The following is a 13,566-nucleotide window of genomic DNA, read 5'->3' on the forward strand; positions in this document are numbered from 1 at the left end:
TCAATGAAGAATAAAAATATATTAAAAGTTTTAATCGGTTGTTTTTGTGCTGCGTTGTTTATGGTGCAAGGCTGTAAGGTGGGGCAGAAGTACCAACAACCGGAACTAAACTTACCTGAAAAATTCAGGGGGGATACTTTGGCGTATTTCGGAGATACCTCCAGTATCAGTCAGATTTCATGGAAGGAATTTTTCCATGACCCTACCTTAAAAGACTTGATTGATTCTGCATTGTCCAATAACTATGATATGCAAACGGCATTGAAAAACATAGAAATTGCCAATAAATGGATGCGTCAAAACAGATTCAACTATTTACCAGAGGTAGATGCAACCATTGCTAGTGTAAATAAGCAATATCGTTCTAAGAACTTTGGTTCTGGACCATCAACGCGTTGGTACGAATTCAATGGAAAGAAAGCTCCGGAGAATATGTACACCTATACCTCACAGTTTGGTACTGAAATAGGCTTTAGCTGGGAAATTGATATCTGGGGTAAAATCAGCAATGCGAAAGATCAATTGACTGCGGAGTATTTAAATACCCAGGAAGCGAAGAATGCCATTCAAACTAATCTTATATCGAGTGTAGCCAAAGGATATTTCAACCTGTTGATGTTGGATGCCAAGATCGAGGTAGCGAAACGAAATGTAAAATTGAACGACAGTACCTTACAGATGATCAAATTGCAATATGAAGCTGGTGACATTACAGCCCTAGCTATTCAGCAAACGGAGTCCCAGCGTCTGATTGCAGCATCATTGGTGCCTGAATTGGAAAAGGAAATTGTCTTGCAAGAAAACGCCTTACGCATATTGGCCGGAGAGATGCCGGATTCGGTTTCCAGAGGAACTAGTTTTGAACACCTATTTGCTGAAAATAAAGATATCTCTTTGGGTTCTCCATTAGATATTATTAGAAATCGTCCTGATGTCAGAGGAGCTGAATTGGGATTGATTGCTGCAAATGCCAATGCCAATATTCAGCAAGCCATGAGATATCCAGCTCTATCCTTAGAAGGCGTCTTCGGCGTGAACTCCAGTCTTCCTAAAAATTGGTTTTCAATACCTGGATCTTTACTGGGGGGAATTGGGGGTAGCTTGACTGCACCGATTTTCAAAAATAGAAAGTTGAAAACGGAATGGGAAGTGGCAAAATTAGAAAGAGATAAAGCCGAAATTGATTTCCAAAAAACAGTTTTGGAAGCAGTGTCGGAAGTTTCAGATGCCGTCGTGACCGTAGAAAAATTAAGAGAACAGCTTGAATTCGCACGATTAAGAGTTGAGAATTCAGAAAAAGCCGTTAAAAATGCTGGATTGCTTTTCAAAGGTGGGTATGCAACTTACCTAGAGGTAATCACCGCTCAGGGGAATGCCCTTGATTCGGATCTAGCATTGGTTGAACTTCGTCAAGAACATTTAGAGTCTTATGTTGACTTATACCGATCCTTAGGAGGGGGATGGAGATAATTCAATCACAAAAACAAGCTTCACAGTATCATTATGATACATTTCCATCGTTCTAAGCTTTTGATAATAAGCTGATGAACATCAAAGAATGGGTTGGGTTTCCTGGAAATTCCAACCCATTTGCTTTTTCGTTATCCATATCCTCCAATTCAATGATTTTCAAGGCTAATATTCAGTTCTAAAACCTATCTTTGCCCAACCAAACGGCAATTCATTTGCTAGAAAAACATTATTAACAATTTACCTAAGTATTTTTCTGATGGAAAAGTATTTCTACTTCTTAGTATTAGCGCTTATTACCGAGATCATAGGTACTGTATCTGGATTTGGATCTTCTATTCTTTTTGTCCCGACGGCTTCTTTATTTTTTGATTTCAAAGCTGTTTTAGGAATTACCGCGGTATTTCATGTCTTTAGTAATATTTCAAAGATTACTTTATTCCGGAAAGGAATCAATAAGGATATCGCAGTCAAATTAGGTATCCCTGCTGTTCTTTTTGTCATCATTGGAGCTATGTTGACCAAATATGTTCCCGTTAAGGAAATGGAACTAGGCATGAACATTCTAATTGCCTGCCTGGCTATTTTCTTATTGTTCCGATTTGATAAACCGCTGCAGCAATCCAATAAAAACTTATACTTAGGTGGTGTAATTTCAGGCTTTTTTGCTGGTCTCGTAGGCACAGGTGGGGCAATTCGTGGAATTACTCTAGCTGCATTTAATTTGCCAAAGGATATATTTATTGCAACCTCCGCATTGATAGACCTGGGCGTGGATTTCAGCCGTGCAGTTGTTTATGTGGCTCAAGGTTATTTCCCTGCTGAATATATCAAACTTATTCCTTTTTTGATCCTGGTAAGTATTTTGGGTAGTTATCTTGGTAAGGTTATATTAAAGTACACCTCAGAAAGAGTTTTTAAATATATCGTATTAGCTGTCGTGATATTGACTTCAATCTTTCAGTTAATCAATTACTTTACGAAATCGACGGGACCTTAGAATCTGAAATTTGGTCTATTGGTAAAAGGTGAGAATGACCAAGGTATGGAGGTTAAGATCATCAAACCGATCCAAATATATCTCTTCCATAAATATGTGAATCCATTACTTCCTACTTTCCTCTTTACCAGCAGAGTCACGATATTAATTATCATGACTGCCAAAGTCATCATGGACATATGCTCCAAGCCAAAGAAACGGAGCTGACGGGTTTTGATACCAATTGAAATATCCTTCCAAAAGGCTGTGACCAATGGACTATTGAGATATAATACCCAGCCTATAAAGAATTGAATATCATAGATAATGGTCAATCCAATCAGTATTTGATAATCCTTGCTGCTAAAGACCTTATTCTTTCTGTGATTGATAAATATCCAAACTATTTGAAAAAGTAGTGCAAATAATACAAGCCAACGGAAATAGGAGTGAAGGATTAAAAGATAATGGTACACCGATAATGAATATATAAAATGATGCTAAAATTACATACGAATAATTAAATTCGTATCGTTTTTACTTTAGAAAAATCTATTATATGAAGAAATTGACTTTAATATTAGGAATCAGCCTAGCAGTGTTCTTATCAGGATTACAATTTGAAGGTTATGCCCAGACAAAAAAAGTGAATCCTGAATTAGACTCCCTGGCTAAGCCTTATCATCCGGAAGCCGATGCCCAAAAAGACATTGACAGTTTAGTCGTATTAGCGAAGAAAGAAAATAAAAATATCATTATTCAAGCGGGTGGAAACTGGTGTATTTGGTGTTTAAGATTTAATAATTTTATCCATCAGAACAAGAAGATTGATGAATTATTGGATCAAAATTTTGTTTACTATCATTTGAATTTTTCTCCAGAAAATAAGAATGAAGCAGTTTTTAATAAATATGCGCCAGGCAAGGGAAATGAATATGGTTATCCTTTTTTTATTGTCATGGATAGTAATGAAAAAGTCTTGACGACTAGGGAAAGTGGCAACTTGGAAGCAGGAAAGGGATATGATGAAACCAAGGTCCTCGACTTCTTTAAGGAATGGCTACCTAAAAAATAATAAGAAGAGCTATAATGATAAATTATAGCTCTTTTCTTTTTGCTTAAATAGAAGCAACTATAACAATATTCCCAGCTTAAAAAAATAGCTTGGAATATAGCCTATCTAAATAGTTGTTATATGGTTTTTTAAATTAGTGGCTTAAGGTTATTGTTTTGATAATATTCAATTTTATATTGGAACATTTCTGCCATTCGTGCTCCTTGCCATTTTGCGCGTTCTGCCTTTTCTCCAGCAAATAAGTTATCCACTGTTTTAGAAAATAACGCTAACCATTGGTCGAAATGACGCTTCTCTACTGGAAGTTTCGCATGGGGAGGAAATGGACTACCATAATAGGTATGTTCCTCCAATAAAACCGTTTGCCAAAATCTATACATCTTTTCCAAATGCTCTGGCCATCGGTCTTGAATAATACCATTGAATATAGGGCCTAATAAATCATCTTCACGGATATATCCGTAAAATTCATTTACTACCGCCTTTATATCATCCATATTCTGGATGTCACGTTTTTGATTTTCCATTACTTTTACTTTTCCTTCTCTAAACTTTTCGTAATCAATCTACCTGATTAAAATACTCTCTCCAGATATTAAGCCGACTGCCAATTGGTAAACCGTTGTACTTTCTAGCATATCTTTTAAATCTGTTCTTATTTTCACAAAGCTATTGTGCATGGGACATGGCTTTAAGGCATTACATTCTTTTAGCCCTAATCCACAACCCATAAATATCTCATCTCCATCCACCGCCTTGACTATTTGCGATAGGGTAGTTTGATGGATTTGATCATGGTCCATTTCGAATCCCCCAAAAGGGCCTTTAATAGAATGTAGGACATTATGCTTCGTTAATAATCCCAATACCTTTGCTGTAAATGCCTCTGGCGTACCAGTATGCTCGGAAACCTCCGTAATTTTTACGCGGTTCCCATCCAAAGATTGCGTGGCAATGTATATCACCGCTTTTATTCCGTGTTCACAGGCTTTTGAAAACATATCTTATTTCTATGAACCAAAGATAAGGAGTATTTTTCATTTAAGAGTGATTTGTCTTAAATATGAATGTCATTTTATTATGATTCTAGGTTTTATTGTAATTAGCTATTTGTGAGTTGTTTGTAATTATCCTGATTATTTAGTTAATTAGTTTCTAATAGCCATTTACTTAAAAGCATCGAATTCCTAGAAAGTAGAATATTCAATTTTCAGAAATAGCAGATTCAACTGTAAAATTTATGTACAATGGATAATAGATAATAAAATCGATCAATTTACGGATCAATATTTTGATGCCATTGTTATAGGTTCTGGGATTTCTGGGGGTTGGGCAGCAAAGGAACTCTGTGAAGGAAATTTAAAGACGCTTCTTTTGGAACGTGGTAGGAATGTCAAGCATATTGTTGATTATCCTACCGCGAATATGGATCCTTGGGAATTTCCTCATGCTGGCGGACTCAGCAAAGCATTTCGTAAAGAAAATCCAATTGCAAGTAGGGCTGCTGGAATAGGAGAGAGCAACAAGCACTTTTTTACCAAGGATAAGGATCAAGAATACATACAAGAGAAACCTTTCGATTGGATTCGAGGTTATCAGGTTGGCGGGAAGTCGCTCATTTGGGGTCGTGCATGCCAACGCTGGAGCCATTTTGAATTTACAGCCCCTGAAAGATTGAATTATGGCATGAACTGGCCTATTGGATACGATGATGTTGCCGATTGGTATTCACATGTCGAAAAATATATTGGCGTCTGTGGAACGCAGGATCATCTTGAATCCATGCCCGATGGCGATTTTCTCCCCCCATTTGATTTTAATAAAGTTGAACTTCATATTCGCGATTCCATTCTAAATCACTATAAAAACAGATATCTCGTTCATGCACGCTGGGCTCATTTAACTGAAGCCAAGGATATCCATAAACAACAAGGTCGAGTAAATTGTCAGGCTAGAAATGCCTGTATGAGTGGTTGCCCTTTTGGAGGTTATTTTAGCTCGGTTTCATCAACCATTCCCTGGGCAGAAAAGACTGGAAACCTGACCCTCAAACCCAACAGTTTGGTCAAAGAAATTCTTTACGATGAAAAGCTAGGTAAGGCCACTGGAGTACGCGTTTTGAATACGGAAACAAATGAAGAGACTACTTATTATTCCAAGATAATATTTTTAAATGCTTCAACCTTAAATTCGAACCTCATTCTTCTAAATTCTAAGTCGCAACGCTTTCCGCATGGATTGGGGAATGACCATGGACTATTGGGGAAATATATTGGTTTTCATAATTATAGAGGCTCAGTTTCTGCGGATGTCCCAGGATTTTTGGAGGATTATTATTTTGGTAGAAATCCCTCAGAAAATATTCTAGCCAATTATGTGAACTTAGGAAAACAGGATCGTCCTTTCGTAGGAGGATATACAACCTTTCTTGCGGCAAGACGACATCGAGGTAGGATTGATAAGAATCTCCCTGAAGTGGGAGCTGCTTTCAAGGATAATCTAAGTGAAGTTGGACCATGGTATGTGTATATGTATATGCAAGGTGAAACGATTATGAAAGCCTCCAATCAAGTGAGTTTATCAGCTACTGAAAAAGATAAGTATGGAATGCCCCAACTGATTACATCCGTGGATTATGATGACAATGATGAAAAAATGCTGGCGGATTTTCTCACCCAAAGTGCAGAAATGCTTAAGGTAGCAGGCTGTCAGAATATTAATACACATGACAACAAAATCGCTCCTGGATTAGATATCCACGAAATGGGAGGAGTGAGGATGGGTACTGGTCCTACAAATTCTATGTTGAACAAATGGAATCAATTGCATTTATGTCCCAATGTATTTGTAACCGACGGTGCTTGTATGACAAGTACCGGAAACCAAAGCCCCTCAATTCTGTATATGGCATTAACCGCCAGAGCCTGTCATTACGCAATGGAAGAAATAAAAAAAGGTAATTTATAGTAATCTGGTATTCTCTTAGTCGATTTGAGGATAAGGCGTAAAATCAGCTTCGTAGTGATTCCAAATTATATTGGCGATTTTCTTGGTCAAATTCTCAGCTGCATTGCTCTTTGTCCAGCTCCGATCTTTATTGTTGTTGGTGAAAATAGAGAATATAAAATCACCATGTGGAGCATTTACCAGAACCACCTCGTTCCGTGATTCATCCAATGAACCTGTTTTGTCGATGGTACTTATTTCAGCCGGAAATTGAGATAATGATCTTTCATTGTAAAATTGGTTCTTTAAGAATCTATACATTTTATCTGAATGTGCTGGAGAAACTACTTTTCCATTTCTAATAAACTCATATAGATTTGCCATTTCTTTTGGCGTAGTTTGACCCCAACCATATTTCTTCCAAATATCTTCCCTACCCACAGTTCTGGAATTCACTTTTGTATTGGTCAATCCCAACTGATCCATGATTGGGTTAATGGCTTGACCACCTCCAGCCAACTCCTGACACCAAATAGAAGTCACATTATCACTATAACTTAGCATCAGGCCAATAAGTGTAGAAAGATCAGTTTCTGTACTGTCTTTAAAAAATTGCATAAGACCAGAACCGCCATAAGCCCTCGAATCTCGATACATGAACTTTTGGTCTAATCTTAATTCCCCATTTTTTATTTTCTGAAATACCCCCACCAGAATCGGAACCTTAACCACGCTCGCAGTTGGAAAAATACTGTCTGCATTGATATTTACTTCTTTATTTTGCTTTAAATGCTTGACATAAATACCTACATCGCCTTGGAAGCCTTCAATGGCTTGATTGATTTTGGCGGCAAGTTTTTTATCAGTTTTTTGCCCATGTACCTGTGATACAAGAAATAAAAAAATAATACATAAACTGGTTAGATTCTTCATGGTAAATTTTAATTTTATTATAAAATCGAAGATAAAAAAATAATAAGGGATAATTAAAATACAATCAAATACTATGGATTTATTTATGATTGTGATTGGTGGAAAACCGGTCGGAAGGTTTACCGAACAGCATGATGTATTCTTTGGAATTGCAAATAACTTGAAGGATTTGGTTCCTCAAATGAATGAATTTTGGCCAGCATTGGAAGGTAAAATGCATATTGATTCCTGGAGAAAAGTATCTCAGATAGCTACATATCGGATTGAGGTTCTGCCAAAGTCTGAATCAAAGTTAATTGATTCGCCAAAACTTTTTTTTGTAAATCTAGGTGGATATAAACCCAATGACATGGAGGAATATCATTACAAGCAATTAGTGGTTGCGAAAGATTTAGCCGAAGCGACAAAAGTCGCAAAAGATACAGTGTTTTGGAAACATCATGAATCCTCCCATATCGATGATAAATACGGAATTGATGTTGATGATATTTATGAAGTTTCGGATATGCTCAGTTCAACGTTAAAAGAAAAATACCAAATTCAGATTGTACCTAATACGGAAGGGGTTGAGGATCCTTTGGAAGTGGGGTATTTAAAGATCAGTAAATTAATGGAACAAAATTTACAGCAGGGTTAATACCCTACTGTAAATCTTTTTTTAATAAAGTTCTTATTTTCAATTTCATCCACAATCGCTACAGCTAAATCTTCAACTGAAATCATGGAATGCCCATCATGATCAAATACAGGATGATCAGTTCCAGTTCTGTATTTTCCAGTTCTACTTCCTTTTGCAGATGGATTCATTTCAATGGCAGGACTTAAAAAAGTCCAATCCAATTCATCTTCACGCTGGATAATTTCATAAAAATCCGCTGCCGCCAAGGCACCAGGTTTAATCTCCTTTGGAAATTTAGGGTCGTCAACAAGCCTATTGTCATTTTCATCTAAAAGACTTCCTGCACCTCCAATGACAATGAAACGCTTTATTCCAGTTTCCTTTAATTCTTTTAAGATATGTCTGGATCCTGCTAAATAATCATCATATATCTCCGGATTAGTCCAGCCTGCATTAAATGCCGAAATCACCACATCATTACCATTTAATGCACTTCCAAGACTAGTGTCATGCATCACATCCATTTGTACAGCGATGACATTCTGTTTATCCTTGATGTCATCAACATGCCTTGCGATGGCAGTGACTTCAAAATTCCGATGAATAAGTTCTTCCAAAATATGAGAACCAACATATCCTGTTGCTCCAATTAATGCTACCTTCATAGTATATAGTTTTTAATTAAAAAAAACAGGTTGGGTTTCCATTAATCACGGATTGCCAACCTGTTCTTATACAATTTATATGGTTAAATGTTTAATTCAAATCCAATAATTATTGCTTGATTGGCTCTGCTTTGTTCCTTTTGAACTTCGCATAAGAATCAATAATGTAGGCTGTTAAATCTTCTTTTGAAGCCTGTCTGATAAATTCATAAGATGGTCTGTATCCATCCTTAAATAGAAGAAGTTCTTGTTTCTCCATTGGAATCAATGAAAGGATTAAATCGTTTGTAAACACACGATCCACATTTCTTTGTTCTCTTTCTAATTCTAATATTTCAATGGAAGCTCTGGCTTGTTTAGCTTCTTTGCCAAATAACCTGGATGGTGAAACTCGTAGACCTCCTCGAGTAGGGCTTGTTTCTGCAGCCTTGCTGTTGTTCTTTGCACGCTCAATCTCACGCGTTAAGCGGCTATCTGTAATTTTTGATACGACGACCTCATCAATGGTAATCGTACTTTTATCATTTACAAGATAAATCCTGGTAATTCCTTCTTGATAAATGAAGGCTGTATCACGGTCATAGCCGCGTACCATTAAACTTAAATAATCATTAAGCTTACCCGGAATGGTAAAATTTCCTTGTAGATCGGATTTTACCTCATCATTTGTCCTTAAGTTCTTGATCTGTACTTCCGGTATTTTTTTACTGGTTTCCAAATCATAAACTATCCCTTTAATTTCCTGCCCAAAGGAAATAGTTATGTTGCCCAAAAACAACATAACTATTAACCATAAATTCTTGTTTATCTTCATAAATTATTTTGATGTCCAGGTATTGTTTTCCGGATTAATATCAGGATAAACATTGTCTGGGTCTATTTTAACGCTTGAAAGCTTTTCTGTAGTATTCAAGACAAATTTCCAGGTTGTATTTCTTTCCCAAACTTCAACTGGTAATTTTTTTCTTACTTTCTTGCCACTTACCGTTGTAGCTTCCACTACTACAGGCATTGCCATTTTTTGTAAGTTTTCAATACTAATCACAGCACCTTTTGCAGGATCTAGTTCAACATAATTAACTTCAGTGACTGCTTGATCCAATGCCCAGTTGTTTTGGAACCATCCTCTCCAGAACCAATTTAAATTTTCTCCGGTTTCATTTTCAATGGTACGGAAAAAATCATTTGGAGTAGGGTGTTTGTATGCCCAATAATCAATGTATTTTCTAAAAGCAGCATCAAATCTTTCTGGACCTAATACTTCATCTCTTAATAAACGTAAAGCAAATCCTGGTTTGTAATATGCCAAAAGACCAATATTACGTTCTTTCATGCCTTGTGGAGAAACCATAATTGGTTCCAAATTCGGATGCATCAACGCTTTGGCCATCGCATTTCTATCACCCATTCTTCTGAAGTATTCACCATTATTGAAGGCTTCTGTCGAAAGGTCATTGATAAAGGTGTTGAAACCCTCATCCATCCATGCATAAAGACGTTCATTTGACCCAACAATCATAGGAAACCAGATGTGTCCAAACTCATGGTCCGTTACTCCCCATAAACTTCCAGCTTTTGCCTTGCTACCACAAAATACAATTGCCGGATATTCCATACCACCTACATTGGAAGCCACATTGACTGCTACCGGGTAAGGATAATTATGCCATTTCTTCGAATAATATTCAATGGATGCCTTCGTATATTCTGTGGATCTTTCCCAAGCATTTCCACCATTACTTTCTTTCGGATAAGCTGATAATGCCAAAGCAGTTTTACCTTCCTGAAGATTCATTTTTGCTCCATCAATAATAAATGCTTTGGAAGAAGCCCAAGCAACATCCCTTGCGTTTTCTAAACGATATTTCCAAGTCAGTGTAGATTTGTTGGGTCTAGAGTTCTTATTGGTAACCTCATCTTGAGAACGAATAATAACCGTCTTATCACTAGCCTTAGCTTTGTTATAACGGTCCAACTGTTCCTTGGTCCAAACTTCTTCTGGGTTCAATAATTCACCACCTAAAACAACAATATGGTTTGCTGGAGCAGTAACCTCAATGTTGAAATCTCCATATTCAAGGTAAAATTCACCTGGACCAGAGTAAGGTAGTGTATTCCAGCCAGTAATGTCATCATAAACAGATACTTTAGGATACCATTGAGCAATTGCATAAATGTCACCATTCTCAGTTGGAAGGATACCCGTTCTATCAGCTCCATATTGTGGAACTATATAAGAGAAGTCCATGCTAATTTCCGTTTTACCGCCATTAGCTGCCAAAGGAGTAGGGAGGTCAACTCGCATACGGGTATCATTAATACTATATTTCACATCTTTCTTTCCGCCACCAGTTACATTGGAAATACTGTAACCACCGTTGAAGTCAGAGCTTGAGTCACCGTATCGACTATTGGTCAATGGAACAACTGCTTGTCCAATTGATTTTTGATTAAATAAATTCTGTTCCAACTGTAGCCAAATAAAATCCAGTTGGTCTGGACTATTATTGGTGTAATGGATTTTTACAGTTCCCTTTACCTCATGGGTTTTATCATCAAGACTTACTTTGATATCATAGCTTGCAGCATTTTGCCAGTATAATTGCCCTGGTTTTCCGGATGCCGAGCGATATACATTTCCATTGGTCGTGTAGAACCCAGGTTTGAAGGCCTCTTTGTAATCATATTTACTTTCAACCTTTTGAGCAAACGTACTTTGTAAAATACCTGCTTGCGCCAGTAATAGGCCTAAGGATATTTTAATAATAGATTTATTCATGCTTCGTTTATAATTTAGATTTGTATTCTTCTTCATCAAAACCTAAAATGATGCCCTTAGGGCCTTCGATCAAAGGTCTTTTAATCATGCTATTATTGGATAATAATGCTTTATTCGCACTTTTGGAGTCTTTAACGGTGGCTTGATCTTCTGGACTAAGTTTTCTCCAGGTCGTACCTTTTTTATTCAATAATTGTTCCCAGGAGACTTCTTTCTCCCACGATTCTAATTTTTCAAGTGTAGCTGGTTCTTTTTTATAATCATGAAAAACAAATTCTTTTTTGTTTTCTGTTAACCAATCGATGGCTTTTTTTACTGTATTACAATTTTTTATACCGTATACCTGAAGCATATTTAATAATTATTTGAATGAATATATTCAGCTAAAGATATTAATAAAATATTTAATTGCTATTGGATTAGGAAATGGAAGGGGGAAAAGTTCTTAGTGTATTTTTTACACTATATTCTTTGAAGTAACAAAAAAACTTTATCTTTATTGATATTTATAAAATTTAGAAATTATACTATGAGCCTAAAAGATTTCAAAGGAGTTTTAACTGGAGATCAAGTACAAGAGCTATTTGAGATAGCTAAAGAGCATAAATTCGCATTACCTGCGGTAAATATTATTGGTACAGATTCTATCAATGCTGTGATGGAAACAGCTAAGAAAGTAAACTCACCGGTAATCATTCAATTATCAAATGGTGGTGCTCAGTTCTATGCTGGTAAATCATTAAACAATGATAAATTACAAGCATGTATCTTGGGTGCAATTTCTGCTGCTCAGCACGTACATTTATTAGCAGAACATTATGGTGTTGCTGTAATTTTACATACGGACCATGCTGCTAAGAAATTATTACCTTGGATTGATGGTTTATTAGATGCTGGTGAAAAATTCTTTGCTCTTCATGGCAAACCTTTGTTCTCTTCTCATATGTTAGACCTTTCTGAAGAACCATTGGAAGAAAATATTGAGATTTCTAAAAAATATTTAGAGCGTATGAAACCTCTAGGTATGACTGTAGAGATTGAATTAGGTGTAACTGGTGGTGAAGAGGATGGTGTTGATAACTCGGATGTAGATAGCTCAAAATTATATACTCAACCTGAAGAGGTGGCATATGCATTTGAAGAACTATCTAAGGTTTCTGATAAATTCACTGTTGCTGCAGCATTCGGAAACGTTCATGGTGTTTACAAACCAGGAAACGTAAAATTACAACCTGTAATCCTTCATAATTCTCAAGAGTATATCCGTGAGAAATTTAATCTTACAGCTGAGAAACCTGTAAACTTTGTATTCCACGGTGGTTCAGGTTCTTCACCTGAAGAAATCGCGGAAGCAATTTCTTACGGGGCGATTAAAATGAATATCGATACGGATATGCAATGGGCATTCTGGGACGGCGTTAGAAAATACGAGGCTAAAAACCATGATTACCTACAAGCTCAAATCGGAAACCCTGAAGGTGCTGATTCTCCTAATAAAAAATACTATGACCCACGTGTTTGGTTACGTAAAGGTGAAGAAGCTTTTGTGGAGCGTTTAGAGCAAGCTTTTGCTGAATTGAACGCAATCAATGCGAATGATAAATTGTAATTCTTTTTAAAGAATTAACCAATATAGAAGAGCTGTTCATAGGAACAGCTCTTTTTTTGTGCCCTAAATTTTCTAATTCCTAAAATCTGATCTCCTAATCCTTTTACTTCTAAATAGGTACCTCGATATTCATTCAGTATTACAACAAGGCAAGAACCCCATATTACCGGAATTTCTCCTCAGATTCTCCGGATTTCAGTCGGACCTTGTTCGAATTTTTACGACCAATGTCCGAAGGAGGTCCGGAGAAAGTCCGGTTGATATCCGTTAAATCCTAAAATTAGATTTGAATTTGGAATGGATTAAAATCTTATTAGTCCCAACGGGATTTTTCAGGTATGCCTGAGAATAGGGTGGAACTGTTAATAATAATTAAATATGTGATTTGCGGGTACTAAAATGAGTAAATTGGACGTATATAATTATAGGGATGCTGGAATAAGGTCTAGAGCTTTAAGAATGTAAAATAAGTCAAATGTAAAATTGTCTGT

The 13,566-nt window shown here is 36.5% G+C and carries 14 protein-coding genes; 6 read left to right on the top strand and 8 right to left on the bottom strand.

Annotated elements, in window-relative coordinates:
* Positions 1–3: 3 nt before the first annotated feature.
* Positions 4–1,470, top strand: a complete 1,467-nt coding sequence (locus PZ892_RS07895) for an efflux transporter outer membrane subunit (RefSeq protein WP_277712691.1) — start codon at positions 4–6, stop codon at positions 1,468–1,470.
* A gap of 259 nt (positions 1,471–1,729) precedes the next feature.
* Positions 1,730–2,470 (top strand): sulfite exporter TauE/SafE family protein, encoded by a 741-nt coding sequence (locus PZ892_RS07900; RefSeq protein ID WP_277712692.1) that lies wholly within the window; start codon positions 1,730–1,732, stop codon positions 2,468–2,470.
* Here the strand turns inward: PZ892_RS07900 and PZ892_RS07905 are convergent.
* Positions 2,467–2,925 carry a hypothetical protein gene (locus PZ892_RS07905; RefSeq protein WP_277712693.1) on the bottom strand — a complete coding sequence of 153 codons (459 nt, stop codon included), beginning with the start codon at positions 2,923–2,925 and terminating at the stop codon, positions 2,467–2,469. The genes PZ892_RS07900 and PZ892_RS07905 overlap by 4 nt on opposite strands.
* A gap of 83 nt (positions 2,926–3,008) precedes the next feature.
* Here PZ892_RS07905 and PZ892_RS07910 point away from each other — a divergent pair, with 83 nt between their 5' ends.
* Positions 3,009–3,524: a thioredoxin family protein gene (locus PZ892_RS07910; RefSeq protein ID WP_277712694.1), complete on the top strand. Its 516-nt coding sequence runs from the start codon at positions 3,009–3,011 to the stop codon at positions 3,522–3,524.
* 128 nt (positions 3,525–3,652) lie between these two features.
* On the opposite strand, the gene PZ892_RS07915 is transcribed toward PZ892_RS07910, so the two are convergent.
* Together PZ892_RS07915 and PZ892_RS07920 are read right to left on the bottom strand one after the other, a co-directional pair.
* On the bottom strand, positions 3,653–4,051 hold the full coding sequence (locus PZ892_RS07915) for a group III truncated hemoglobin (RefSeq protein WP_277712695.1): 399 nt from the start codon (positions 4,049–4,051) through the stop codon (positions 3,653–3,655).
* Between the two features lie 39 nt (positions 4,052–4,090).
* Positions 4,091–4,525, bottom strand: a complete 435-nt coding sequence (locus tag PZ892_RS07920; RefSeq protein WP_277712696.1) for an Rrf2 family transcriptional regulator — start codon at positions 4,523–4,525, stop codon at positions 4,091–4,093.
* Positions 4,526–4,898: 373 nt separating this feature from the next.
* Here PZ892_RS07920 and PZ892_RS07925 point away from each other — a divergent pair, with 373 nt between their 5' ends.
* A complete protein-coding gene (locus PZ892_RS07925; protein WP_277712697.1) occupies positions 4,899–6,491 on the top strand; it encodes a GMC family oxidoreductase in 1,593 nt (530 codons plus the stop codon).
* Between the two features lie 15 nt (positions 6,492–6,506).
* Here PZ892_RS07925 and PZ892_RS07930 read toward each other — a convergent pair whose 3' ends face one another.
* Entirely contained in the window at positions 6,507–7,403 is an 897-nt protein-coding gene (locus PZ892_RS07930; protein ID WP_277712698.1) for a serine hydrolase, read from the bottom strand.
* Between the two features lie 73 nt (positions 7,404–7,476).
* On the opposite strand from PZ892_RS07930, the gene PZ892_RS07935 reads away from it, so the two are divergent.
* Positions 7,477–8,040 (top strand): DUF1543 domain-containing protein, encoded by a 564-nt coding sequence (locus tag PZ892_RS07935; RefSeq protein ID WP_277712699.1) that lies wholly within the window; start codon positions 7,477–7,479, stop codon positions 8,038–8,040.
* Here PZ892_RS07935 and PZ892_RS07940 read toward each other — a convergent pair.
* The 4 genes from PZ892_RS07940 to PZ892_RS07955 form a co-directional block, all read right to left on the bottom strand.
* Positions 8,037–8,687, bottom strand: coding sequence for an NAD(P)H-binding protein (locus tag PZ892_RS07940; RefSeq protein ID WP_277712700.1), 651 nt, complete (start codon positions 8,685–8,687; stop codon positions 8,037–8,039). The genes PZ892_RS07935 and PZ892_RS07940 overlap by 4 nt on opposite strands.
* 109 nt (positions 8,688–8,796) lie before the next feature.
* Entirely contained in the window at positions 8,797–9,501 is a 705-nt protein-coding gene (locus tag PZ892_RS07945) for a hypothetical protein (protein WP_277712701.1), read from the bottom strand.
* A 3-nt stretch (positions 9,502–9,504) separates the two neighbouring features.
* A complete protein-coding gene (locus tag PZ892_RS07950; protein ID WP_277712702.1) occupies positions 9,505–11,466 on the bottom strand; it encodes a M1 family metallopeptidase in 1,962 nt (653 codons plus the stop codon).
* Between the two features lie 7 nt (positions 11,467–11,473).
* Positions 11,474–11,818 carry a Spx/MgsR family RNA polymerase-binding regulatory protein gene (locus tag PZ892_RS07955; RefSeq protein ID WP_277712703.1) on the bottom strand — a complete coding sequence of 115 codons (345 nt, stop codon included), beginning with the start codon at positions 11,816–11,818 and terminating at the stop codon, positions 11,474–11,476.
* A 177-nt stretch (positions 11,819–11,995) separates the two neighbouring features.
* On the opposite strand from PZ892_RS07955, the gene fbaA reads away from it, so the two are divergent.
* Complete coding sequence (gene fbaA, locus PZ892_RS07960) at positions 11,996–13,075, top strand: class II fructose-bisphosphate aldolase (RefSeq protein WP_094258022.1); 1,080 nt, start codon at positions 11,996–11,998, stop codon at positions 13,073–13,075.
* Positions 13,076–13,566 lie beyond the last annotated feature (491 nt).

The sequence above is a fragment of the Sphingobacterium sp. WM genome, from assembly GCF_029542465.1.
GTDB classification, from domain to species: domain Bacteria; phylum Bacteroidota; class Bacteroidia; order Sphingobacteriales; family Sphingobacteriaceae; genus Sphingobacterium; species Sphingobacterium cellulitidis.